We start from the raw sequence: 24,954 nt of genomic DNA, 5'->3' as shown, positions 1-24,954 counted from the left end.
GTCGAGCTCGTCAGTCCAACAGCCGACAGTAACGCTTTGGCTAGTGCCGATGCCTGCTGGCGAAGGATAGACGCAACCATTAAGTGGGTTTGTGGTTGTTGATTACAATGAGAACGTAACTGATCTGTGTAAAGTTTACACCCCTGCCCTGTGAAAGATTTCGACATCGACCGCTTCCGCTATGACGGAGAGAATTCATTCAAAATAAAGAAAGCACCCACTAAAGTAGATGACCTCTACGAAGACGATGTGCATTACGAAGCGCTGCTGCGCCAGCAGGCCAGTGAGATCGATTCATGGCAGGAGCGGATGTTTTCCCAAAATAGATACGGGTTGGTAGCCGTGTTTCAAGCGTTGGACGCAGCCGGAAAAGACGGTACCATCAAAGCTGTATTTACGGGGACCAACCCTACGGGTGTACGGGTGTCTTCGTTCAAACGGCCATCGGAAAAAGAGCTTGAACACGATTTCCTCTGGCGCAGCTGGCGCGAACTGCCCGAGCGGGGTATGATCGGCGTCTTTAACCGATCCTACTACGAAGAGGTGCTGGTAACCAAAGTTCATCCCGAAATCCTGACCGAGAGCCAGCGGTTGCCCGAGAAAGCAACCGACGATCTGGATAAACTCTTCAAGCATCGCTACGACGCCATCCGGGATATGGAGAAATACCTGTACCGAAATGGCTTCTCAACGGTCAAGTTTTTCCTGCACATCTCTAAAAAAGAACAGGCCGAGCGGCTCATTTCCCGTATCGAAGACCAAGAGAAAAACTGGAAGTTTGAGGAAGGCGACGTAGACGAACGCGAACACTGGGATGCTTATCAGGATGCCTACGAAGCCGCCGTCAACGAAACCGCTACAGAGAATGCACCCTGGTACGTGATACCGGCCGACGACAAAAAGAACATGCGGCTACTGGTGGGCCGTATTCTAATCCATGAATTGAAAAAACTGCCTATTACCGAGCCCCAACCGGACGATGAGCGCTTTGCAGAACTGCAAAAACTGATTTCTGTTATCGAAGGACAATGAGCAGGGTGGCCGAAAGGCCCCAGAAACGAACGCGGCTTCACCGTCGTATGACCTCATGAAAACACTCAACACCAATCAATTTCGGTACGACGGTCGTAAGAAATTCGCTACCGATACACCCACAATGACCGGGTTGCTGTATACCGACACGGCCGATCATACCCGTCAGCTGGATGCGCTGGCTGCCCGGATCGATCAGGCGCAAAACCGCATGCATGCCGATGAACATTACGGATTGCTGGTGTTGTTTCAGGCCATGGATGCGGGCGGGAAAGACAGCGGTATCCGGCATGTGTTCAAGGGCATTAACCCATCCCGGTTCAAAATGTCTGCCTTTAAGAAGCCGAGTGAAGAGGATCAGAAGCATGATTTCCTCTGGCGGTTCTGGCAGGAATTGCCCGAACGTGGTTACATCGGTGTGTTTAACCGGACCTATTACGAAGAGGTGCTGGCTATGCGGGTGCATCCTGAGCGGTTGAAACAGCAGTATATCCCTGAAAATCTGCTGCCGAAGGATGAACAGGCGCTTTGGAAACAGCGGTTTAGCGATATCGTCCATTTTGAAGATTACCTGTTTCGCAATGGGTTTCCGGTTGTAAAGCTGTATCTGCACGTGGCGAAGCAGGAGCAGGGGAAACGGCTGATCGCCCGCCTGAACGATCCCGAGAAGCAATGGAAGTTCAGCGAGAATGACCTCGAAGAGCGCGAGTTCTGGCCCGAGTATCAGCAGGCTTATGAGGATACCATCAACGCTACGGCTACCCGGCAGAACCCATGGTATGTGATCCCGAGCGACGACCGGCCCAATCAACAACTTATCATTGCCCATATTCTGGCCGACTTACTGGAGTCGTTGCCTACCTCATTTCCGCCGACGAAAGAGAGCGAAGCGAAGGCACTTATCCGTAAAATTGAGAAACAGGACAAATGAAGCTTTTTTTCTATATCGGTTTTGTCCTAGAAATTGGGCCGCTCACCCTTAAAAATCACGGCTTTATCTAAATTTTGACTGAGTCATAACCTTAGGGATGTACTTTTGCGTTGTCATTTTAGTACAACTGCGGTGGCCTACCACCAGGCACCACCGCCATCGACAACACAATGAAACATACCTTACTTCGCTGGACAGTCGCGCTGTTCGCTACCCTGACCGCTGTGGCTGGCGCTCGGGCGCAGACGGATCAAAATACGGCTACCCGTCCGGCCAGCCAGGCCAACTACACGGTTAGCGGTTACATCAAAGACGCAGCCAACGGCGAGAAACTGATTGGCGTATCGGTCTACGTCAAAGAAACGGGCACCGGAGCCGTCACAAACAACTACGGCTTCTATGCCGTGCCTGTTCCCCCGGGCATCTACAGCCTCGTTATCTCGTATGTAGGCTATGAAAAGCAAACAAGAACGGTTGAGCTGACCGATAAGAATGTACGGCTTGATCTCGAACTGAAGGAAGAGGGTAAACAGCTTCAAGAGGTCGTCGTGTCGACCCAACGCGAAGACGATAACGTCAAAAATATCGAGATGAGCGTTAACCGCATCGACGTTAAAACGCTCCAGCGCATTCCGGCGCTGCTCGGTGAGGTCGACGTGGTGCGGAGTATCCAACTGCTGCCGGGCGTGTCGACGGTGGGCGAGGGGGCTACCGGCTTCAATGTCCGGGGTGGCAGTATCGATCAGAACCTGGTACTGCTCGACGAAGCACCCGTCTATAACTCATCGCACCTGTTCGGGTTCTTTTCGGTCTTCAATCCGGATGCGGTTAAAGATGTGAAACTCATCAAAGGCGGTATCCCGGCCAACTATGGGGGCCGTATCGCGTCGATCCTGGACGTGCGGCTGAAAGAAGGCAACGCCAAGAAGCCTGAAGTCAATGGCGGAATCGGGTTGATATTCAGCCGGCTTTCCTTCGAAAGTCCGCTGTTTAAGGGGCGGGGCTCCTTCATCGTGGCCGCTCGCCGGTCCTACGCCGACATTCTGGCCCAGCCGTTTCTGAATGCCGACCTGAAAGGCTCGAAGTTCTATTTCTACGACCTGACGGCCAAAGCAAATTACCGCATCAACGATAAAAATACGGTGTATCTGTCGGGCTATTTCGGTCGGGATGTGTTTGGGGCCGACTTTGGCTTCAACTGGGGCAATACCACGGCTTCGGCCCGCTGGAACCACGTATTCAGTGATAAATTATTTCTGAACACCACGGCTTACTATAGCAACTACGACTACTCGCTCGACTCCGACCTGAAGCGCAAGCCCGAGAATGCGGACGATTACTTCCGAACTAACTCGCGCATTGTAGACTACAGCATAAAGCCGGATTTTACCCTGTTCCTGGGTAAGAGCACCATCACGTTTGGTGGCCAGAGCATTCTGCATGATTTCCAGCCCGGTACGGCCACAGCCGCCAGTGCCGGTACGGTCCGGACGTTCGGGCTTGGTAGCAAATATGGTCTGGAAAACGCCTTGTACCTGGGCAACGAACAGCAGGTGTCGCGCAGGCTGCAACTTCAGTATGGGCTGCGCTACTCGCTCTATACCTACATAGGCCCCGGCGAAGCTTATGATTTTGCGCAGGATGTGCCACCCGGGCAGCGTCGGCCACCCATCAATACGCTGACGTATACAAAGGGAGAGCCCATCAAGACCTACGGTAATGTTGAACCACGCTTTGCCGCCAAGTATGAACTGGGCGACAACAGTTCGCTTAAACTGAGCTATAACCGGCTGGCGCAATATATTCACCTCGTCTCGAATACAACGGCTTCTACTCCGCTCGATGTCTGGACACCCTCGACTAATAACATCAAACCGCAGATCGCCGACCAGATTGCGGGGGGATACTTCAAAAACTTCGGGGCGGTGAGCGGCTCGGGTAGTGAGTTCGAAGTGTCGGTGGAGATGTATTACAAATGGCTTCAAAACCAGATCGACTACATCGACGGGGCCAACCTGATCCTGAACAAATACCTGGAAGGCGACCTGCTTTCGGGACAGGGCCGTGCTTACGGGGCCGAATTTTACCTGAAACGTAACCGGGGCGTAGTAAACGGCTGGGTCAGCTACACACTGGCCCGCACGGAGCGGCAGGTAGTAGGCATCAATAACGGCGACTGGTTTGCAGCCCGCTTCGACCGGCGGCATAACCTTACTACCGTGCTGCTGATCGATCCGCCCGCCCGGGGGGAGGGGCGGGTCAGCCGCTGGAATTTCTCCGCTACGTTTACGCTCGCCAGCGGAACGCCCGCAACTTTCCCCACCAATCGGTTCCAGTACGAAGACTTTGCCACCCCCGTTGTTGGCGGGCGCAATAACTACCGCATACCCCCTTACCACCGGCTCGATCTGGCGGCCACGTTACAGGGCCGCAAGCGGACAGGCAAACGGAAAGACGACAACTGGGTCTTCTCAGTCTATAACGTCTACGCCCGTAAAAACCCGTTCTCGGTATTTTTCCAGCCCAACGCCGACAATCCGGTCGTTACCCAGGCCATCCGCTATTCTGTTTTTGCAACAGCCATCCCGTCGGTAACGTATAATTTCAAATTCTAACAAAAGTCCCCCGGCCCTGCCCCCGTAACAGTAAACTACATCCGGGGAGAGTAGAGGAGGAGGGAACCAGCCAGCACCATCATGAAATCAATACTTAGTTCAGCCTTTTTGCTCATTTGCTCTTTCGGGCTGTACAGCTGCGAAACGGTGATCGACGCCAAGCTCGATACAGGGCCAACGCTACTGTCGGTAGAAGCCACACTCACCGACCAGCCCGGCCCGCAAACCATCCGGCTAACCCAGACCGCAGCCTATTTCGACAGTAGCCCACCCCCAGTGGTTGCTGGTGCTACAGTACAGGTGTCTGATAAAGGGGGACGGACGTTTGCGTTCACCGATCCTGACAACGACGGGTATTATGTGTGGACACCTAAAACCGGTGACACGCTGGGCCGCATCGGGCAGACCTATAGCCTGACCATTGCGTATCAGGGAGAGACTTACCAGGCCAGCTCTAAAATGAACCGGGTTCCGGCCATCGACTCGCTTATTTTCAGAAAGGAAAAGTTAAACCCGCTGTCCGACACGGAGGGCTATCAGGCCGAGCTTTATGCCCGGGATCTGGCTGGGGCAACCGATTTTTACCGGATACGGTTCTACCGCAATGAGGTGTTTCAAAATAAGCCCCGCGACATTATCGTGTCGCAGGATGGCTCGTTTCAGGGTAGTGCCGATACCGATGGACTGGTGTTCATCCGGCCTATCCGCCAGTCGCCGAACCCCGACAGTCTGTATGCGCTCAATGATGTGGTTCGCGTCGACCTGATGTCACTGACACCCGAAGCGTTCAATTTCTGGCAGGAACTCCGCACCCAAATCACAAATGGGGGTCTCTTTGCCACACCACCCGCCAACGTGCCGACGAATGTTACCAATACGCGTCCTGGCGGACCGGCAGCCGTAGGATTCTTTATGGCCACCGCCATACGGACGCGTACGGCCCGGGTAGTACCGGAAAATGTGCGCCAGTAAGGCGGGCTGGGCTCAGCAGGAAACGTCTGCCGGGCTACCCGTACTTAAAAGGTGCAGTGTATAACGCACAATGACAGTTGGGATAACGAACGTGACAAACCCCGTCGCCATAACCAGCGCGGCTACCGTGTACAGAAGAAGCTTACCTAAATCCCTTATGAACAGAATGAGGAACATGTTTGTCTGCTTTTTTGAATCTAAAACGTAGTAATTATACTCAAATCAATTCAAACGTAGGGATCACGTACAACAGCACACAAGTTATTTATTTTCAGGCACTATTTAGTAACTTTTTGTTCGTGTAACGCCGATAAATAATTGGTTATATACAGAAAATACGGTCAGCCAGGAAGAAAACGACCTATGCTGAACAGGATGTTGGCTATTAGTCGTGGGACCGGTCAAAATACATGCCGCCTGCTGATCGTTTCGCCCGGTAAGAGCCAGACCCCCCGCGCCGATTGAGAATAGAACGACGTACCGAAGGGCGTTTCCTGCCGCCGGATTCGACCACTCTTCAGCCGGACATCCACTGCCATCGTGCGGCTATCGACCGGCGCGAACGTTTGCGGCTGTTGAACAGCAAATACCCGCAAGGGACCCCGGTTTTCTGATACCGCCAGTCGGCAGCGGCCCCGTCCGTCGGGCCAGCTAACGAGCGCTTTGGCGTTGCCCGGCACGTAGAACCCACTTTGCTGCATCGTCAGCGGGGTAAATCCACCCTTCCCGTTGCCTTTGAGTACCAGCCCATCAAAGGCGTCCATCCGCCCGGCTACCAGATCGGTGCCATAGTCGTTCCCCACCAGGACGACGTCCATATTTCCGTCGCCGTCGATGTCCTGAGCGAGTGTGCCGAAAACGGGTGCTGTCTGGGCGGCAACAGGCAAGGGGCGCATGGCGAACGTTCCGTTGCCTTTGTTTTCGATATAGCTGCTCAGGCAGTAGGTTACCGATAGTTTCAGCGCCTGGCTGCGCTCCTCCTCAGTCAGTATTTCGTTCATCGTCACCTGCCCGAATGCCGCGTACTTGACATAGCGTTTTTTGATGCCAATCATCTGCCGGACCATATCGTCCCAGCCAAAATAAGGATACTCATCGTACTGGCCCTGGGGGTTTTTGAAGTACACGGATGTGAAGGCATCGTAGAAACCGTTGTTATCGAAATCCCCCGCATACATCCGAACCGGTCGTTCGGGGCTGGCCCGTAAGAGGCTGTTCTGGCCGAGGTTACCGGCTATATAATCGGTGTCGCCGTCGTTATCGAAGTCGCCGGGGGTGAGTGAGTTCCAGAATCCCCGTTTGTCAGACAGGCCGCTTTTGTCGAGTTGCGTGAGTTTACCGTTGTCATTGCGGAGCATCGTAAGGGGTGCCCATTCGCTGGCCAGCATCAGATCGGCGTCACCATCGTTGTCGAAGTCGGTCCAGAGGGCGTCGCAGGTCAGTCCTTTGGCGAGGGTGGGGGCCAGTTGCGCCGTTACATCCGTGAAACGGGGAGACCCCCCTCCCTTCCCGCCATCGTTCCGCAGGATATAACTGGACACCGGCATTGGGTACTTGTTGGGTTCTACCCGCCCGCCTACAAACAGGTCGAGATCACCGTCGCTGTCGATGTCGGCGGCTTTCACGCAGGAGCCGCTCACACGAAGAGGAGGCAGCGCCTGGGGGGAAAGGGTAAAGTGACCCTTACCATCATTAACGTAGAGCCGGTGGGTGAGCGCACGGTCCCGCTGATCCGGTGCAAACTCGGTGCTGCCGCTGGCGGCATAGAGGTCGAGGTCACCGTCGGCGTCAGCGTCGAACAGCAGCAAGCCGGCGTCTTCCGCTACTTTAGCGGGCAGCGATGTTCGTACAAACCGGCCTGCAGGCTGTTGCAATAGCACATCGGTCGTGTTTTTCGCACTGCCGCCTACCAGCATATCGCCCAGGCCGTCGCCGTTGACGTCGCCTACCGCCAGAGCCGGACCGTATTGGGAAAATTTATGAAGCAGTGTTTTTTGCTGATTGAAATCGATAAAGTCCGTGTCTTTGTGCTGATACACGAATCCAATCGAGTCGGTTATGTCATGCAGCAGGCGTTGGGGCGGTTGTACGGGCGTTGGCAGAACCAGCCGCGCATCAGTCGCTTTAACGGTAATTGTCTGGTCGGCGTTGACGCTGGGCAGGATCTGTACCCGGCCACCGGGCCAGGTCACCTTCAGGTTTTTGATGGTCCTGACAGCGCCCAAACCCAGATGAGCCACCGGCTCAACGCTGGACAGAAATCCCCGGTAGGGCGTATGCTCATAAAACTCTTTTCGCCCGTCGGGCAGGTCATATTCGACCAGAGCGCCCAGCCCCATTCGGTTGGCCGCATCGCCCGCAAACTGGATACGGAGGTAATGGGCTTTCTCGGGCTTACGGTCGATGAGCGTATTCCGGTAGACAAACGCTTCGTCGTCAATGTTGTTGACCACATAGTCGAGGTCGCCATCGCCATCGAAATCAGCATAGGCGGCCCCATTGGAAAAGCTCGGTTCGGTCATTCCCCAGCGGTCGGTTATGTTCTCGAACAAGGGTGTGTCTGACCGGCCACCGCCTTTGTTGCGAAAAGCGTAATTACTGACTTTCACCTGGGGCATTTTTTCGGTCAGCTCTTTCCGCATGCCATCGGTCAGCAGGTTGTTGACGCTACTGTAGTAGTTGGTGAAATCGCGGTCGGTAACATCGCGCGGGAAGCCGTTGGTGACCAGCAGGTCGCGGTAGCCATCATGATCGATATCGACCAGCAACGGTGACCAGCTCCACTCGGTTTCAGCCACGCCTGAGAGCATGCTCGTCTCACTGAAAACCGGTACATCAGCGCCAGCCGTATCACCAGCCAGACGTACCCCGGATGGCCGGACCCCGGACGGCCGTACCCCGCGGTTGATCTGGAGCGTATTGCGGGCGTACTGGTACTCGTAACCCAGACGGTCCCATTCCTGATAGATAAAGTAATTGCTACCGCCCATCAGGCTTTTCTTGCGCAGGTTATCTTCCGGCAGCATATCCATCGCCACGATATCGGCCAGCCCGTCGCCGTTGATATCGGCTACGTCATTCCCCATAGCCGAGTTACTGGTATGCCTGAACGACTCCTGAAGGCGGTTGGTGAAGGTGCCGTTTTTATTGTTGATGTAGAGCAGATCCCGGCTGGCAAAGTCGTTGGTGATGTACATATCTTTCCAACCATCCCGGTTGATGTCGCATATATTGATACCCAGTCCAAACCCCTCGTGCAGTATACCTGCCTGCTTGGATACATCGGTGAAATAGGCGTGGCCCCGTTTTGGATCGAAGTCGTTGCGGTACAGCCGGTCGACATTGGGTGAGCTACCATCGTCGACTTGCTGGCGCAGGTTGGTCGTCGTTTTCTCGTCGAAGATCTGATCGACCAGTACGTACAGATCCAGATCACCGTCATTGTCGTAGTCGAAAAAGGCCGAGTGCGTCGTATAGGTTGTGTCGGCAATGCCAAAATCGGTTGCCATTTCACGGAACCGGGGCATACCATCGGCGTCGTTACCCTGGTTTACGTAGAGCAGATTGGCGCGTCGGGCCGCCGATTTATGCAGCGTATTCGATACATAAACGTCCAGCCTGCCATCGGCATTGACATCGACAACCGATACGCCCGAACACCAGCGCCCGCCCCCGCCTACACCCGCTGATTGCGTCGCGTCCTGAAAGGCCATGTCGCCTTTGTTCACATAAAGCCTGTTGGCTACCTGATTGCCGGCGAAGAACAGATCGGGTTTCTGATCTCCGTTGAAGTCGCCCACGCCCACACCGCCCCCATTGTAGATATACTGGTAGTTGAGGATGTTGAGCGTATCGTTGTCGGTAATGGTATTGGAAAAAGTGATGCCGGTATCGGACGAGTCGAGCCGCTCGAAGAGGGGTTTTTCTTTACAGCCCGTAAGCAGCAGGGCTAAGCTGGCTGACCATAACCAGAGGCAATAGTTAGAAACGAGTTTCATTGGCAAAACAGGCTGCTACGGGGAGTGTATGAATATTCTTCAAATTTATCCATAAAAAATACCCCGTAGAAATACCAGGGTATTTTTCTGACATAAAAGAAGGCTATCGATGCCTACCGGTTGGCCCTCACCCGTGAAGCAGCGTAACGAACGGGGCTGACTACCGGCGGAACCGGGCCAGCATTGGCCGCAGTGTATCGCGTTCGACAAACAGGACCACAGCGGCAAACAGCCCGAACAGAATCAGATGGACCGGAACGGACAGCCATAGGTTAGGTATGGGAAATCGCAGCGTTGCGTAGATCAGCAGTCCGGCAACCATCACATAGCCCACTGCCGACTTCAGGTCGTAGGGAACCGGATAATATTTTTCGCCCAGCACATAGCACATCGCCATCATGACGAAACTTGATACCAGAAACGCTACCGCACAGCCCATGTAGCCCAGGATGGGGATCAGGACAATGTTCCCGACTACCGTAACCACCGCCCCGACTACGGTGATCAGCGTGCCGAAGCTGGTTTTGTCGCTCAGTTTGAACCAGAAGGCAATGTTATAATAAACGCCCAGAAAGAGATTCGCCAGCAGCAGCAGTGGCACCACGTCCAGACCGCTGCGGTATCGTTTCGAAACCAGCAGCCCGATAATATCCAGATTGATACTAACCCCTACCCATATAAAAAGGCATACGATCAGAAACCATTTGGTAACCCGCGCCAGCAGATCGGGTGCGTTTTTGTCTTCGGCCTGTGAAAAGAAAAAGGGATCGGCCGCAAACTTGAAAGACTGGATCGCCAGGGCCATAAACACCGATAATTTCAGGCAATTGCCATAGATGCCCAGCGCATCCTTGCTTGTCAGCCCCGCATAAAACCCCTCAGGCAACCAGTATTGCAGAAACAGCCGGTCGGTCATGGAATTGACCAGCCCGGCCAGACTCGTCAGCATGATCGGAAATGCGTAGGCGAGCAACACCCGCACGTCGGGCGGGTTGAGCTGAAACCGGAACCCCTGAAAACCATCGCGCAGGAGTACAAAATAGGTGGCGTTGCCCAGCAGATTGGCCAGGATAATGTAGCCGGGGCCAATGCTGGGGTAATAGATAAGATCGATAACGGGTTTGAGCGCCGTCAGGTACTTGCCATAGTAGATATCGCGGCAGAAAATGAGAAAGAACAGATTCAGGCCCACCACCAGCACGATATTGATGACTTTGGCCTGCACGAACCGACGCGCTTTATTCTCGACCCGCAACCGCGCAAACGGAATGGCCATGATCGCGTCGATAGCTACCAGCAGGGCCACCCAGATCACAAATTTTTCCTGACCCGGGTAATTCATCCAGACAACCAGCTGAGGGGTCAGCACGATGATCAGGGCCGTAAAAAACACGCTGATCGTGATTACGATACTCAGGGTTTCATTGAATACTTTTTTCCGCTTTTCCGGCTGCCGGGCGGCAAATCGGAAGAAGGCGGTTTCCAGGCCAAGGGTGTAAAGGGCCAGCAGAATAGCGACCCAACTGTAAAGTTCGACGTTGGAAGCCAGTTCGCTTGGTTGGGTAAAAACGTAGGTCTGTAGCGGAACGAGTACAAAGTTGAGCATTCGCCCTAGTATGGTACTGATGCCGTAAAGCGCTGTGTCACCAGCCAGTTTTTTGAAAGTGCTCATCGAAGCGGGGGTGTAGAAACACGCGGGCCGGAACGCAGGATATACCACGACGTATACCGAACTGCACGCTCTGAACTACGCGTTCCGGAAGGACAAAGTTAAGACCTTTGGCTATCTTTGTTTTTTGAATGAGTGATGTAGATTGAGTAATCCGGCAGGTGAGATGGAAACACCAGGGTGTCATGCCTCTTACCAGACAGCGAACAGGTCTGTTTTGATCCGGTCATTAGTCAGTATTCGTCAGTCATTTCCATGATACATTATCCGTGAATGAAACAGATAACTTCTGCGCTGATCTCTGTCTTTTATAAAGACGGCCTCGAACCAATTGTCCGGCTTCTGCACGAACAACACGTAACGCTTTATTCAACGGGCGGCACTCAGTCGTTCATCGAACAACTCGGTATACCCGTGACGGCCGTTGAAGACCTCACTGGTTACCCATCTATTTTTGGGGGTCGGGTAAAAACGCTGCACCCCGCCGTTATGGGGGGTATTCTCTACCGGCGCGACAATGCCGAAGACCTGGCCCAGGCCGAACGGCACAATATCCCGCCCATCGATCTGGTCGTCGTGGATTTGTATCCCTTCGAGGAAACAGTAGCCTCAGGCGCTTCGGATGACGACGTTATCGAGAAAATCGATATCGGTGGTATTTCCCTGATTCGGGCAGCCGCCAAAAATTATAACGATATCCTGATCGTGTCGTCACGCAGCCAGTACACGGATGTACTGACGCTGCTCACCGACCGGAAAGGGGCTCCCGAGCTGGCCGACCGTCGGCGGTATGCGAAAGAGGCTTTTGCCGTTACGTCGCATTACGACACTGCCATCCGGACCTATTTCGAGAGTGATCTGGCGGAAGATACGTCTTCCAGTGCCGACGCATCGATGGGCAACCTCACCAATTTCAAGACCCTGCCCGGCAATCACCTGCGCTACGGCGAAAATCCGCACCAGCAGGCTACGTTCTATGGCGATCTGGAGGCTATGTTCGAGAAACTGCACGGTAAAGAATTGTCGTACAACAACCTTGTCGACGTTGACGCCTGCGTAAGCCTGATCGATGAGTTTCCGTCGGATGCCAGTTCACCAGCCGCTTTCGCGATCATCAAGCACACCAACGCCTGCGGGATTGCTACGGCTCCCACGGGTAAAGAAGCCTATCTGAATGCACTGGCCTGCGATCCGGTATCGGCGTTTGGGGGAGTACTGATCACCAACGTACCCGTCGATCGTGAAACGGCCGAAGAGCTGAACAAGCTGTTCATGGAAATCCTGATCGCGCCCGACTATTCGCCCGAAGCGCTGGACGTGCTGAAATCGAAAAAGAACCGGATTCTGTTGAGACGTAACCCGGTGGCGTTGCCAACGATTATGTTCAAAACGATCCTGAACGGTGTGCTGGAGCAGGACAAAGACAACCAGACCGAAACCGCCGATCAGTTTAAAACGGTTACCCAGAAAGCGCCTACCGGGAGCGAGTTGCTGGCGCTGGAGTTTGCCCTGAAGGTGTGTAAGCATACCAAGTCCAATACCATCGTGCTGGCAAAAGAAGGAAGGTTGCTGGCCAGTGGGGTAGGACAGACGTCGCGCGTGGATGCGCTGCGGCAAGCCATTGAAAAAGCGGGTACATTTGGATTCGATCTGAACGGAGCGGTCATGGCTTCCGACGCGTTTTTCCCCTTCCCCGACTGCGTTGAAATTGCGGCTCAGGCGGGGGTTACGGCCGTCGTACAACCCGGAGGCTCGGTGCGTGATCAGGATTCGATCGATACCTGCAACCAGTACGGGGTTGCGATGGTCACGACGGGCGTACGCCATTTCAAACACTAAGCCGGGTTCAGGCGGCCGGTTCTGCTTCTATGCGACTACTCTACACCATCTGGTGCGCGATCTGCCTGGTGGGTCTGTACCTGATTCTGTTCCCGATTCAGTTCGTGTTTTTGCAGCGGGATGCCTGGAAACCAATGGCCCACCGGGTCAACGCTATCTGGGGGCATGTATTTTTTGCGCTGGTGGGTATACCGGTACGGGTGACGTACCGGTACCGGCCCGATCCGAAGCAGGTATACGTTTTCTGCGCCAACCATTTTTCGTATATCGACATTGCTGTAATGGGGGTGGTCATAAAAAACGACTACGCCTTTGTCGGGAAAAGTGACGTTAAAACGATCCCGCTGCTGGGCTACATGTTTGCCAAACTGCACGTACAGGTCGATCGGAACGTGGCCAATAGCCGGGCTTATTCACTGGCGAAGTCGATCAGGACGTTACAGGCCGGCCGGAGCATCATGATTTTTCCGGAGGGCGGCATCGTTGCCAACCCTATTCCCCGGATGGCCCCTTTCAAAGATGGTGCGTTCACCATGGCCATTCAGCAGCAGGTACCTATCGTACCCATAACGTTGCTTACCAATTACCGCATCCTGCCCGACGATGGGCGTTTCCGGATGCAGTGGTACCCGATGCAGGCCGTTGTTCACCCGCCGGTCGATACCGCTGGTATGACGCAGCATGATGTGGAGCAGCTGAAACAGGAAACGTACCGGATTATCGACACCGAATTGAAGAGCCACAAGAAAGTAGTAGCCTAACGGAAAAATGAAAGTAGATCAGGAAGCCTTACAGAAAATAGCACACCTGGCCCAGTTGGAAGTTCGGCCCGAAGAAGAGACCGAATTGCTGAGCAGCCTGAACGGGGTACTGACCTGGATGGAGCAGTTGAACGAAGTCGACACAACCGGCGTCGAACCGCTCACGCATATATCGGACGAGACGAATGTGCTGCGCGATGACGTCGTTGGTAATCACCTGCCGCGTGAGCAGGCGTTTGTCAACGCGCCCCAGCACGACAACCAGTTTTTTGAAGTGCCTAAGGTGTTGGAGTAGACAACCTAACCCTGCCAGTGGCCTGAAAGGCCCTGGTAGTGGTTGAAATAGCTGCATAAATTAACCACTACCAGGGCCTTTTCAGGCCACTGGCAGGGTTTTGCTGAGCAGTGACCGGATGGGTTCCGCTACGAGTTCAGGGTAGAAAACCAGTGAGAAGTGGTCCCCCGGCACATCCCTGAACGCTTCATCAGGGGCCGCAACAATACTATCGGCGCGTGAATGGATGCGTAAGTCCGGCTGAACCGTCAGTGTGGGGACTTTGGCAAACAGGGTCTGTAACTGCTGCCAGAGGTAGAGCCGTGTCATGTGTAATGTCCCTTCCAGTAACTGGATGTACAGGTCGCGGGATTCATCAAATGGGTACTGTCTCTTGAAAAAATTAGTCAGGGTACGGCTTTGTGTAATGCCCGTGTTGAGCAGGAGTTTAAGGATTGTAAGGTTATCGGTTGGAAACCGGATTTTTTTCTGATCTGTCCACGACGCCAGCTGAATAGCCCGTGCCCCACTTAGCTGTTTGATATGAATGGCTGTCCAGCCCCCCATTGAATGACCGATCACTACATCGTCTTTCGTTATTGTGTAGTGGCTTGTCAGGTACTGAGCCAGTCGTTGAACGTTGACTGAACCGGTTGGTTGCCAGCGCCCAAACTCGTCGGCGAGGTTGATTCGAACATAGTTGGCTGGTGGCAGCAGCGGCACGAGCTTGTCAAAAATCGTCGGGTCTTCGACGTAACCGTGAATTAAAAAGATGCGGTTGGGCATGGTTTCCGGTAGTCCAGCCAGACTACGGTAGTTAAGCAATAATAGGTTTTACAATTTTTCCGGCAACATCGGTTAGTCGAAACGGACGACCCTGAAACTGGTACGTCAGCTTGGCATGATCGAAGCCGAGCAGGTGCAGGATCGTAGCCTGAAGGTCGTGGACATGAACCTGATCTTTCACCCCATAATACCCTATATCGTCGGTTTCCCCGTAAGAAAATCCTTTTTTGACGCCCCCGCCCGCCATCCAGACGGTGAACGCATCGAGGTGATGATCCCGACCATAGAACGGCAATACCTGACCGTCGCGGTTTTCCTGCATCGGCGTCCGGCCAAACTCCCCGCCCCAGACCACGAGTGTATCTTCTAACAACCCGCGCTGCTTCAGGTCGGTCAGGAGTGCGGCAACGGCCTGATCGGATTCCCGGCATTTGGCCTGAAGACCAATATCGACAGACGTATCTTTGCTGGTGCCGTGGGTATCCCAGCCCCAGTCGAACAATTGCACGAACCGAACCCCCCGCTCCACCAGCCGACGCGACAGCAGGCAGTTTCGTGCAAACGATCCCTTGTTAGGGTCTACACCGTAGCTGTCCAGAATATACTGCGGTTCGCTTTTGATATCCATCGCATCCGGCACCGACATCTGCATTCGAAACGCGAGTTCATACTGCGCAATTCGGGTCAGGATTTCAGGGTCTTTGACGTCGTCATATTGTTGTTGGTTGATCTGGTTGATGGCGTCGATGGTATTTTTTCGGACATCGCGGCTCATCCCGGCCGGGTCGGATGCATAAAGGACCGGATCGCCATCGGTACGGCACTGAACGCCCTGATATACCGACGGGAGAAAACCGCTTCCCCAAACCGATTTGCCCGCGTCGGGCGATTTGCCGCCCGATGCCAGCACGATGAAGCCCGGCAGGTTATCATTTTCGGTCCCGAGTCCGTAGGTCACCCACGAGCCCATGCTGGGTCGGCCCAGTCGCGCACTGCCCGTATGCATCAGCAGTTGGGCGGGAGCATGGTTGAACTGGTCGGTATGCATGGCTTTCAGAAACGAAATATCGTCGACGACGCCCTGCAGGTGTGGCATATAATCAGACACCCAGGCACCCGACTGCCCGTGTTGCGCAAATACCCCCTGCGGTCCCAGCATCTTTGGGACTCCCCGGATAAAGGCGAACTTCTTGCCTTCCAGCAGCGCCTGCGGGCAGTCTTTACCGTTGTATTTGGCCAGCTCGGGCTTGTAGTCGAACAGTTCCAGCTGGCTTGGTGAGCCCGCCATATGGATATAAATGACCCGTTTGGCTTTGGGCAGATATTGCGCCGGGTGCGGGGCCGTAGCCGGATCATCGGTCGAGGGGGCCGACCCGACGACGTTGGATGCTGCGTTATCCTTCCCAAAAAAGCCGCAGCTGCCCAGGACCGAACTAAGGGCCATGGCTCCCAGTCCCGTCGAGCAGGTATGCAGGAAATGACGCCGGGTTTCGCGTTCGGCGGCTGCCTGCCGAAGTTCGTTATGGAGTTTGTTCATGGCTTACTCTTTTGTTATCACTTCGTCCAGGTTGAGCATCGTATTAGCCGCTACGGTCAGCGCTGCCTGCCGGGGAGTGGCCGTAGCCCGCGCCAGGAGTATTTTGGCGGCTTCGGGCTGCTGGCGGTAATGCTGTTCGGTGTTTCGGTACAGTTGCATGAGCACGGCCAGCTTTTGGGGAGACAGCTTGCGGAGCATAACGCGCCGGAAACCGGCCTGAAGCTGGCTCTCGGGCAAGGGGCCGCAGCCTTCCATATACGTAGCCAGGGTTTGCGCGGCCTCCATGTAGACCGGGTCGTTGAGCGTTACCAGCGCCTGGAGGGGGGTGTTTGTCCGAATCCGGCGTGACTGACAGAACTCCCGGCTGGGACTGTCGAACGTGACCATCGAAGGGTAAGGAGCGGTCCGTTTCCAGTAGGTGTACAGCGCCCGCCGGTGCAGATCCTCGCCGGTGCTTTGCGTCCACGATTCGCCGTCGTAGGGCGACTGCCAGATGCCGTCGGGCTGGGTTGGCATCACGCTGGGACCAAATAGTTTGGGGCTCAGCAATCCGCTTACCGCCAAGGCCTGATCGCGAACCTGCTCGGCCGATAACCGAACACGGGGACCGCGCGCCAGCATTTTATTGAATGGATCTTTGGCCAGCACATCGGGCGACACCCGGGACTGCTGCCGGTAAGTAGCCGACAGGACCATACGCCGGAGCATTTTTTTAAGGCTCCACTGGTCGGTATCCATCAGCTCCACGGCTAAATAATCCAGCAGTTCGCGGTGCGTTGGCGGGATGCCCTGCGTACCCATGTCCTCCACCGTTTCAACGATACCCGCGCCAAATAGCTGCTCCCACAGCCGATTGACAACGACGCGCGCCGTTAAGGGATTATCTCGGTTCACCATCCAGCGGGCTAATCCCAGCCTGTTTTTAGGTAACCCCGGCTCCATGGCAGGGAAAATTTTGGGTACATCGGGCGTTACTTTTTTGCCTTTCACGAGCCAGTTGCCCCGGTCGAAAATGTGGGTTTCCCGGGCCAGATCGCCCGATCCGTCGAGCATGATCGGCACTTGCTCCGCATCGGCATTCAGCACGTCAAGCAAAAGTTTATCCTGGGGGCCAACCGCATCGGCAGGCTGGCCAGGCAACGATGGCTGGAACGAAACCCACTTGATCATCACCCAGTCTTTTGGCGATTTGGGGCTGTTCAGCGATAAATACAGGCTATGCCGTCCCTGAACACGAGGCAGAGGAATCATCTGAATGGTGTCGTTCCACTGGCTACCGGTTTTGGGGACGGGTATTGTGGCCAACACGGGCCCCGCCAGGCCATCCTGCCGAATGGTGACAACGGCATCCGGCGCTTTGGTTCCCCAGGCAATCAGTAGCCGGGGGCGGTTGGTGAGGGTTACGTTTTTGATGCGGGCCGAGCCGGTGTGCTGAAAGCCAAAATATTTAGCGTCCAGCAGCGATGCGCTGACCAGCTGATCAAAGTCATGGGAATTGATCTTCGGCTCAATCGTGCGGGCCAGTTTGGTCACTGAAGCCACCTGTCGGGTTGCCTCCTGCCGGTTGGGTATCGCCGACGTGATAAACTGCGTGAGACCAACCAGTTTCAGGGAGTCGGCGGGTTTGTAGAACCGGAGCGTGGGCGTATCGCTCGTGACATCTTCGTCGCGGCTGTTATTGAAAAAAGCTGCGTATTTATAAAATTCGTCGTGAACAAACGGGTCGTATGGATGGCTGTGACACTGCACACAGGCGAATGTCGTTCCCTGCCAGACGTCCCAGGTTGTGCCCACCCGGTCGAGGAGAGCGGCCACGCGAAACTCTTCGTCCTGCGTACCACCTTCGTCGTTGTTCATGGTGTTGCGGTGGAAGGCCGTGGCTACCAGCTGATCGTCGGTGGCATTGGGCAGTAAGTCGCCCGCCAGTTGCTCCACGGTAAACTGGTCGAACGGTTTGTCTTTATTAAAGGCGTTGATCAGCCAGTCACGATAACGCCACATTTTCCGGCCGGGGTCGCGCTCATATCCCTTCGTGTCGGCGTAGCGCGCCAGATCGAGCCACCAGCCCGTCCAGCGTTCGCCATAGGCGGGGGATTTGAGCAGCCGGTCAACTACCGTTTCGTAAGCCGTAGGCGACGCGTCCCGAACGAAATCAGCCACTTCTTTTTCCGTTGGTGGCAGGCCGGTCAAGTCGAGCGACACCCGCCGGATGAGCGTTGCCCGATCGGCTTCGGGCGAGGGCTTCATGTCGTTCTCCTTCAGTTTGTCGAGGATAAACGGATCGATTTCATTCTTTACCCACTGGGTCTCTTTGTCATCGGCCAGTCCCGGAATGGAAATGCCCAGCCGGCTCCAGAAGGTGCCGACTTTTGGAAGCTCAGGCTTCTCGACGGGTTGGTACGCCCAGTGATCACCCCATTCAGCGCCCTGATCGATCCAGTTGCGCAGCAGGTCAATTTCGTCGGGTGTCAGGGGCGGGTGATCGAGCGGCATCCGTTCCTCGGGATCGGTCAGGGTAAGCCGCCGGATTAGCTCGCTGCCATCGGCATCACCGGGAATAATGGCGGGTTTGCCCGATTTGGCTGGGGCAAGGGCTTCGTGCTTGAATAACAGGGAGAAGCCCGATGCTTTTTTTACACCCCCGTGGCAGGCAATGCAGTTCTTGTTGAGGAGTGGTTTTATCTGGGTATTATAGTCGACCCGGTTCTCGAAAACGCCGAGAAACGACGAAAGAGCCAGCCCTATCGACCCAATTATGGCACTAAGAACGATCCACTGAGTTTTCATAGAGGGGTACAAATAGACTATATCTCCCTGCTAAAAGCAGGAAGACCTGATTTTGTACTAAGAACGTCATGGGTGGGTGCAATTTTAACCAAGATAAGGCCTAATCTGTTCGAAACCAAGCCAGAACCAGACCGTTACCAATACGTAACGGTCTGGTCGGAGCAGGAATTTTGTATGTACTACCGAACCCGCACGTCGATACGCGCGGCATCGTCTTCGCCATTGTCGATCCCATTCCCCGGCACCGAATCGGGATCGGGCTGGCTGGCGGCTGCTACCTGAGCCGTGCAGCTTCCCTGGCCCAGCGCGGTAACCTGGGTACGAAAGCGGAGTGTACCGCTGCTGCTGACCGCCAAACTGCTGAGACCCCCGACCAGCACACCATTACTGAAGGAAAAATCATCGCCCGGAACAAACGTTTGCCCTGCGGGCAGGTTCACTGAAACAGTCAGGCCCGTAGCCGTTTGTCCGCCCCGGTTGGAGAGCGTTACGGTGTAGGTAATAGTGCTGTTCAGGGCTGGTGCCCGGTTATTTACCAACAGGCCAAGGCTAACGTCGGCCTTGGCGGGGTCTGGGACAGGCTGATTGCTGGCAACTGCGGGCAAAGGCACCTGATCGGGATTAGGGGAGGCAAATAGGGCCGAACTGGACTCGCGCGTGCGGAAATCCAGCGAAGCCGCATCGTCCTGCCCGTCGCCGGTACCTGAATTGGGCTGGCTGTCGGGGTCCGTTAGCGACGACTGGATAATCTCGGCCGCATTGCGGTACGTAGCCGCTGCGGTTGGTTGCGCTGCGAAACTAAGTGTAGCTGTTGCGCCAGCGCTCAGGCTACCAATGGTACCCGTAAGCACCGTGCCATTGAGAGTGAGTCCATTTGTGGAAACGACGGTTACGTTAGTGGGCAGGCGATTCCGGACCACAACGTTGGTTACGGTATTAACCCCATCGTTACGTACGAAAAGGGTAATGGTAACGGGGGTATTCACATCCGGTGTTCGCTGGCTAACGCCCATGCCAAGGCTCAGATCGGCCGTGGGTGGGTTGGTGGTGATACGAAAGAGATTCGATGGAACAGCGGCCAGGCTCAGGGATGCAGAGACAACCCGTACCTGAAACCGGCCGCTTTGGTAATCGGCCGGGAGTTTTACGCGCACGGGGCTACTGGGGCCGCTGCCCAGGATAGCCTTGTACTGGCCCAGTGAGTCGAGCAGCTGCACCTGCCATTGCGTAGCGGCCAGCGTGCCAATCGTTGAAAAGGAAACGCGCAGGCTATCGCCGGGCCGCACATAATCTGCCAGTATACCCGTCACCGCAAACTGAGTCGGTGTAATAGGTTGCGCATTCTGGAAAAAGGCATTGTTCAGGCTGTTGTTCCAGTTTCGGGCAAAACGCGACAGGCCCATATCGACGGGGATACTGTTCGGGTTGAGGTAGTAGCGGGGGTGGGGTGAGGGACGCTGTGAATTACGGAAGTGTACGTCGGTAGTGCCTGCATTCCGGTTGATGAGCGTATCGTTGTAGGGACCCTGGAACACGTTCAGACCGGGGGTGTCGATAACCTGCTGCTGGGCGTTGATCACGTCGGACCGGGAAGTAGTGCCATCGAACGACGCCCGCGCTACCATCCACGGCAGATTGCGCCCCCCGAAGTCCTGTCGCGTTTTCTGGATAAGGGCCGTCAGTCGATTGCGGTAATCGGGAATACTGCCTGAACCGGCGTCGCCATACTCGGCTTCGCCCTGATGCCACAGCACCGCCCGAACACCGGCCATCGACGCATAATAGGTCAACACGTTTTTTAAATTGGTATAAGGCTGGAGGTTCGGCCAGTTTTCTACGCAGTAATAGCGGTTGCAGGTAGGAATACCGTTGGCGGAGTTGATCCAGTTCTCGATGGTGGAGCCGTCCCAGCCAGCGACATAAAACGCCACGGGCACATTGTAGCGGTTAACAACGTAGTCGCCTAACTCGCCCCATCCCCACGAGCTCTCGGCCATGGGGAAAACACGTCGGCCCGCTGTCAGGGGTTTAAAGACCGGCACCGGCGAAGGGTCGCCGGACGATACGAGTGCCTTAGCTCCCGGCGGGTAGGAGTGGTTGATGGAGTCGATGGCATTGACCCGGTCGGTGGCTGTTCCGAGGTCGTTGTCGCCCGAGCCGAGCCCCCTCGAATTCGACTGCCCGGCCGTAATGAATACCTCGCCAATCCCGACCGGCTGAACCGTTGCCCGTGCGGTTTCGACGTTGTTTACAAGCGTTCGTACGGTGAGTACATACCAGCCGCCTGCCCCCGTGACAAAGCCGAGAAAGAGGCTGTTTGTGGGATTCGTCTGTACCGTCTGCCATCCGGTAGCAGTACCCTGCCCGGCCGAAGCGGGGGTCAGTTGGGCCTCTACCCGGTCGGCCGCTCCGGTGAGCCGCCCTGACACATAAAGCCGCCCGTTGCCGTCGGCGCCACGCTGTACCACAAGGCGCTGTAAGGGATACGAAATCTGAAGTTGGGCTACGGCAAACACGGGCCAACTAATAAACAGTAAGACCCACTTAACGGATAAAGGCATTGACTGGCAGGATAATCTTGTACGAAAATAGGAGAAAAGTTGGTCTATATGAGAATACATGTAAAAGGCTCGCGTAGAAATGGCTACATACTGCCTGATTGGCAGCACAATAGGGTTTCTTCAAACAAAAAAAGCCGGATGTGTTCATCCGACTTTCTCTATATTTTCGATTGATCTGCTAAACTTTTCCTTTCAGGTACTCGGCGGTATAATTTCCGTCAGTGAGCTTTACCATTTCTTCCGGTGTACCCGTAAACGTAACGTAACCGCCGGTGTCGCCACCCTCGGGACCCAGGTCGATGATATGGTCGGCATTTTTGATGACTTCCATATTGTGTTCGATGATAATCACCGAATCACCCTGATCGACCAGGGCGTTGATGGCTTTCAGCAACTTGCGGATGTCGTGGAAATGCAGGCCCGTCGTTGGTTCATCGAAGATGAACAGGGTGCTGCCTTTGTTCGGATTTCCTTTGCCTAGGAATGAAGCCAGTTTCACCCGCTGCGCTTCACCGCCTGATAGCGTGTTGGCCGACTGACCGAGACCAATGTAGCCTAAGCCCACATCCTGCAAGGGCTGAAGTTTATCGGCCATTTTGGGTTCGAACGGGCGGAAGAAGGCGATGGCTTCATCGACAGTCATATCCAGAATGTCCGACACGTTTTTGTCATGCAGGGCCACTTCCAGTACTTCCTGCTTGAAACGCTTACCCCCGCAGCCTTCGCACTTGAGGTAAATGTCGGCCATGAACTGCATCTCGATTTTTACCTCACCTTCGCCCTGGCAAACCTCACACCGCCCCCCGTCGACGTTAAACGAGAAATGGCTCGGTTTGTAAGCCCGAGATTTGGACAGTGGCTGGTCGGCCATGACCTGCCGGAGGTAATCGTAGGCTTTGATATAAGTGACCGGGTTGGAGCGGCTCGACTTACCGATGGGGTTCTGGTCGATCATCTCTACGGCCGACACGCGGTCCAGCGAACCGGTCAGCGAATCGTATTTGCCGGACTCCTCTGCCGATTCGCCTTTCTGACGCGCCAGTGCCGGGTAGAGTACCTTGCGGATGAGCGTACTTTTGCCCGATCCCGACACGCCCGTCACAACCGTTAGCGTATTGAGCGGAAACCGCACGTCTACATCCTTGAGGTTATTTTCCCGCGCGCCTTTCAACTCAATAAAATTGGTCGATTTACGCCGGAATGATGGCACCGGTACCGTCTCGCGTCCGGTCAGGAAGTCGAGAGTATGGCTCTTGAGCGATACCCCATCATTATCCATTGACCCATCAGCCGATCCCTGCTCTTCGTTCATCAGCTGGGCTACGTCGTTCCAGGTTCCCTGAAAAACGAGGTGGCCACCCAGTGAACCGGCGTCGGGACCGATATCGATGAGCTGGTCGGCGGCCCGCATCACTTCTTCTTCGTGTTCTACAACGATGACCGTGTTTCCCATGTCGCGCAGGGATTCGAGAACGCTCACCAGCCGCTGGGTATCGCGCGGATGCAGGCCAATACTGGGTTCATCGAGAATGTACATCGAGCCCACCAGCGCCGATCCCAGCGAGGTAGCCAGCTTAATACGCTGATATTCGCCACCCGACAGGGTGTTGGTCAACCGGTTGAGCGTGAGATAGCCCAGGCCAACGCGCTCCATATAGTCGAGCCGGTTGCGAATTTCGACCAGAATCCGGTTTGCCACCTGCTGCTGATGAGGTGGCAGCTCGATCTCCCGGAAAAAAGTGGTCACCTGCGTCAGCGGCATCAATACCAGATCGGTAATGCTTTTGCCCGCTACTTTTACGTACGATGCGTCTTTCCGCAGTCGTGACCCTCGGCATTCGGGGCAAGACCGTTTGCCCCGATACCGGGATAACATTACCCGGTACTGTACCTTGAACGTCTGACTTTCGACGTAGGCAAAAAAAGCGTTCAGCCCGTCGAAGTAGGTATTGCCTGTCCAGAGAAGTTCCTGTTCCTGGTGGGTCAGATCTTTATAGGGCCGGTGAATAGGGAAGTTGAACCGGATGCCATTCTTAAGCAGAGGCTTCAGAAATTCCTGGTTCATCTTCTCGCTTCGCCACGGCATGATGGCACCTTCAAATACAGACAGGTTCTTGTCGGGAATGACCAGATCAGGATCGATGCCAAGCACTTTGCCAAATCCATCGCACCGACGGCAGGCACCGTACGGGTTGTTGAACGTAAAGAGGTTTACGCTTGGCTCTTCGAATATGATGCCGTCCAGCTCGAACTTGTCCGAGAAGACCCGGGATTCGCCAGCCTCGCCAGCGCGCCCTGCAACGTTGACCCGGCAACTGCCATCGCCCTCATTGAAAGCGGTCTGGACAGAGTCGGAGAAGCGGTACTGGTTATCTTCGTCGGGGTTGCCCGCGTCATCGTACAGGACGGTACCGCGGTCGACGAGAATTTCCAGCCTGGCCGAAACGGCGGCCAGGCTGGTGCTTTCCTGCCGGGCGGCTATTTTCTGCTCTTCCTCTTCCAGGACTTCCTCAATTTGAAGCATCTGGTCGTCGGCTACGATCCGGGTATAGCCTTTCTGAAGCAGGATGTTCAACTCCTGCGCCAGTGTGCGCCCTTCCCGAATCTGTAACGGTGCCATGATCATGATCCGCTGACCGGCTTCAAAGCTGTACATGAAGTTGACAACATCGGTAACTGTGTCTTTACGTACCTCGTGGCCCGACAGGGGCGAGTAGGTAATGCCAACCCGGCCAAAGAGCAACTTCAGGTAATCGTAGATTTCGGTTGAGGTGCCAACGGTTGAGCGCGGATTGCGGGTCGACACTTTCTGCTCGATGGCGATGGCAGGCGAAACACCTTTAATGTATTCAACCTCGGGTTTCTCCATCCGGCCCAGAAACTGGCGGGCGTAGCTGCTCAGGCTCTCCACATACATGCGTTGCCCCTCGGCAAACAGCGTGTCAAACGCCAGTGACGACTTGCCGGATCCTGACAGGCCCGTCAGCACCACTAATTTGTTGCGCGGTATGGCAACGTCTATTCCTTTCAGATTATGTACTTTCGCCCCTTTGATAATAATAAATTGCTTGGGGTCGAGATGGTCAACGGAACGCAGCGTTCCGGCGGTCCGGCGTTCGGTTTCCGTAGTTGATGTCATGCGGAGTCAGTAGGGTAAACTCTATCTAAGTTTTAACGGTTTTACGTTCGGTT

Annotated in this window: 14 protein-coding genes; 7 read left to right on the top strand and 7 right to left on the bottom strand. The window is 55.0% G+C overall.

The window, feature by feature from the left end:
• The first annotated feature begins 150 nt into the window (after nt 1–150).
• From FH603_RS08305 to FH603_RS08290, 4 genes are all read left to right on the top strand, one after another.
• Nucleotides 151–1,032, top strand: a complete 882-nt coding sequence (locus FH603_RS08305; RefSeq protein ID WP_186737005.1) for a PPK2 family polyphosphate kinase — start codon at nt 151–153, stop codon at nt 1,030–1,032.
• Nucleotides 1,033–1,087: 55 nt separating this feature from the next.
• Nucleotides 1,088–1,963 carry a PPK2 family polyphosphate kinase gene (locus FH603_RS08300; protein ID WP_186737004.1) on the top strand — a complete coding sequence of 292 codons (876 nt, stop codon included), beginning with the start codon at nt 1,088–1,090 and terminating at the stop codon, nt 1,961–1,963.
• A gap of 170 nt (nt 1,964–2,133) precedes the next feature.
• Nucleotides 2,134–4,578, top strand: a complete 2,445-nt coding sequence (locus FH603_RS08295; RefSeq protein ID WP_186737003.1) for a TonB-dependent receptor — start codon at nt 2,134–2,136, stop codon at nt 4,576–4,578.
• A gap of 81 nt (nt 4,579–4,659) precedes the next feature.
• Nucleotides 4,660–5,550: a DUF4249 domain-containing protein gene (locus FH603_RS08290; protein WP_186737002.1), complete on the top strand. Its 891-nt coding sequence runs from the start codon at nt 4,660–4,662 to the stop codon at nt 5,548–5,550.
• Nucleotides 5,551–5,951: 401 nt separating this feature from the next.
• Here the strand turns inward: FH603_RS08290 and FH603_RS08285 are convergent, their stop codons facing one another.
• Both FH603_RS08285 and FH603_RS08280 read right to left on the bottom strand, forming a co-directional pair.
• Nucleotides 5,952–9,548: a VCBS repeat-containing protein gene (locus FH603_RS08285; RefSeq protein ID WP_186737001.1), complete on the bottom strand. Its 3,597-nt coding sequence runs from the start codon at nt 9,546–9,548 to the stop codon at nt 5,952–5,954.
• Between the two features lie 160 nt (nt 9,549–9,708).
• Nucleotides 9,709–11,220: a polysaccharide biosynthesis C-terminal domain-containing protein gene (locus FH603_RS08280; protein ID WP_186737000.1), complete on the bottom strand. Its 1,512-nt coding sequence runs from the start codon at nt 11,218–11,220 to the stop codon at nt 9,709–9,711.
• A 270-nt stretch (nt 11,221–11,490) separates the two neighbouring features.
• Between FH603_RS08280 and purH the strand changes: the two genes are divergently transcribed.
• From purH to gatC, 3 genes are read left to right on the top strand one after another with little or no spacing between them, the layout of a single operon-like run.
• The gene (gene purH / locus FH603_RS08275; RefSeq protein ID WP_186736999.1) at nt 11,491–13,056 is read left to right on the top strand and encodes a bifunctional phosphoribosylaminoimidazolecarboxamide formyltransferase/IMP cyclohydrolase; all 1,566 of its coding nucleotides are present in this window, start codon (nt 11,491–11,493) and stop codon (nt 13,054–13,056) included.
• A 29-nt stretch (nt 13,057–13,085) separates the two neighbouring features.
• Nucleotides 13,086–13,817 (top strand): lysophospholipid acyltransferase family protein, encoded by a 732-nt coding sequence (locus FH603_RS08270; protein WP_186736998.1) that lies wholly within the window; start codon nt 13,086–13,088, stop codon nt 13,815–13,817.
• 7 nt (nt 13,818–13,824) lie between these two features.
• Nucleotides 13,825–14,112, top strand: a complete 288-nt coding sequence (gatC, locus tag FH603_RS08265; RefSeq protein ID WP_186736997.1) for an Asp-tRNA(Asn)/Glu-tRNA(Gln) amidotransferase subunit GatC — start codon at nt 13,825–13,827, stop codon at nt 14,110–14,112.
• 81 nt (nt 14,113–14,193) lie between these two features.
• Here gatC and FH603_RS08260 read toward each other — a convergent pair whose 3' ends face one another.
• The 5 genes from FH603_RS08260 to uvrA form a co-directional block, all read right to left on the bottom strand.
• On the bottom strand, nt 14,194–14,877 hold the full coding sequence (locus FH603_RS08260; protein ID WP_186736996.1) for an alpha/beta fold hydrolase: 684 nt from the start codon (nt 14,875–14,877) through the stop codon (nt 14,194–14,196).
• Between the two features lie 31 nt (nt 14,878–14,908).
• Nucleotides 14,909–16,414, bottom strand: coding sequence for a DUF1501 domain-containing protein (locus tag FH603_RS08255; RefSeq protein ID WP_186736995.1), 1,506 nt, complete (start codon nt 16,412–16,414; stop codon nt 14,909–14,911).
• A 3-nt stretch (nt 16,415–16,417) separates the two neighbouring features.
• Nucleotides 16,418–19,201, bottom strand: coding sequence for a DUF1553 domain-containing protein (locus FH603_RS08250; RefSeq protein ID WP_186736994.1), 2,784 nt, complete (start codon nt 19,199–19,201; stop codon nt 16,418–16,420).
• Between the two features lie 179 nt (nt 19,202–19,380).
• The gene (locus FH603_RS08245; protein ID WP_186736993.1) at nt 19,381–21,762 is read right to left on the bottom strand and encodes a sialate O-acetylesterase; all 2,382 of its coding nucleotides are present in this window, start codon (nt 21,760–21,762) and stop codon (nt 19,381–19,383) included.
• 178 nt (nt 21,763–21,940) lie between these two features.
• Nucleotides 21,941–24,901 (bottom strand): excinuclease ABC subunit UvrA, encoded by a 2,961-nt coding sequence (gene uvrA / locus FH603_RS08240; protein WP_186736992.1) that lies wholly within the window; start codon nt 24,899–24,901, stop codon nt 21,941–21,943.
• Nucleotides 24,902–24,954: the final 53 nt, after the last annotated feature.

Origin of the sequence: Spirosoma utsteinense (assembly GCF_014282275.1) — a bacterium.
GTDB lineage: Bacteria > Bacteroidota > Bacteroidia > Cytophagales > Spirosomataceae > Spirosoma > Spirosoma utsteinense.
This window is presented reverse-complemented; position numbering and strand designations above follow the sequence as displayed.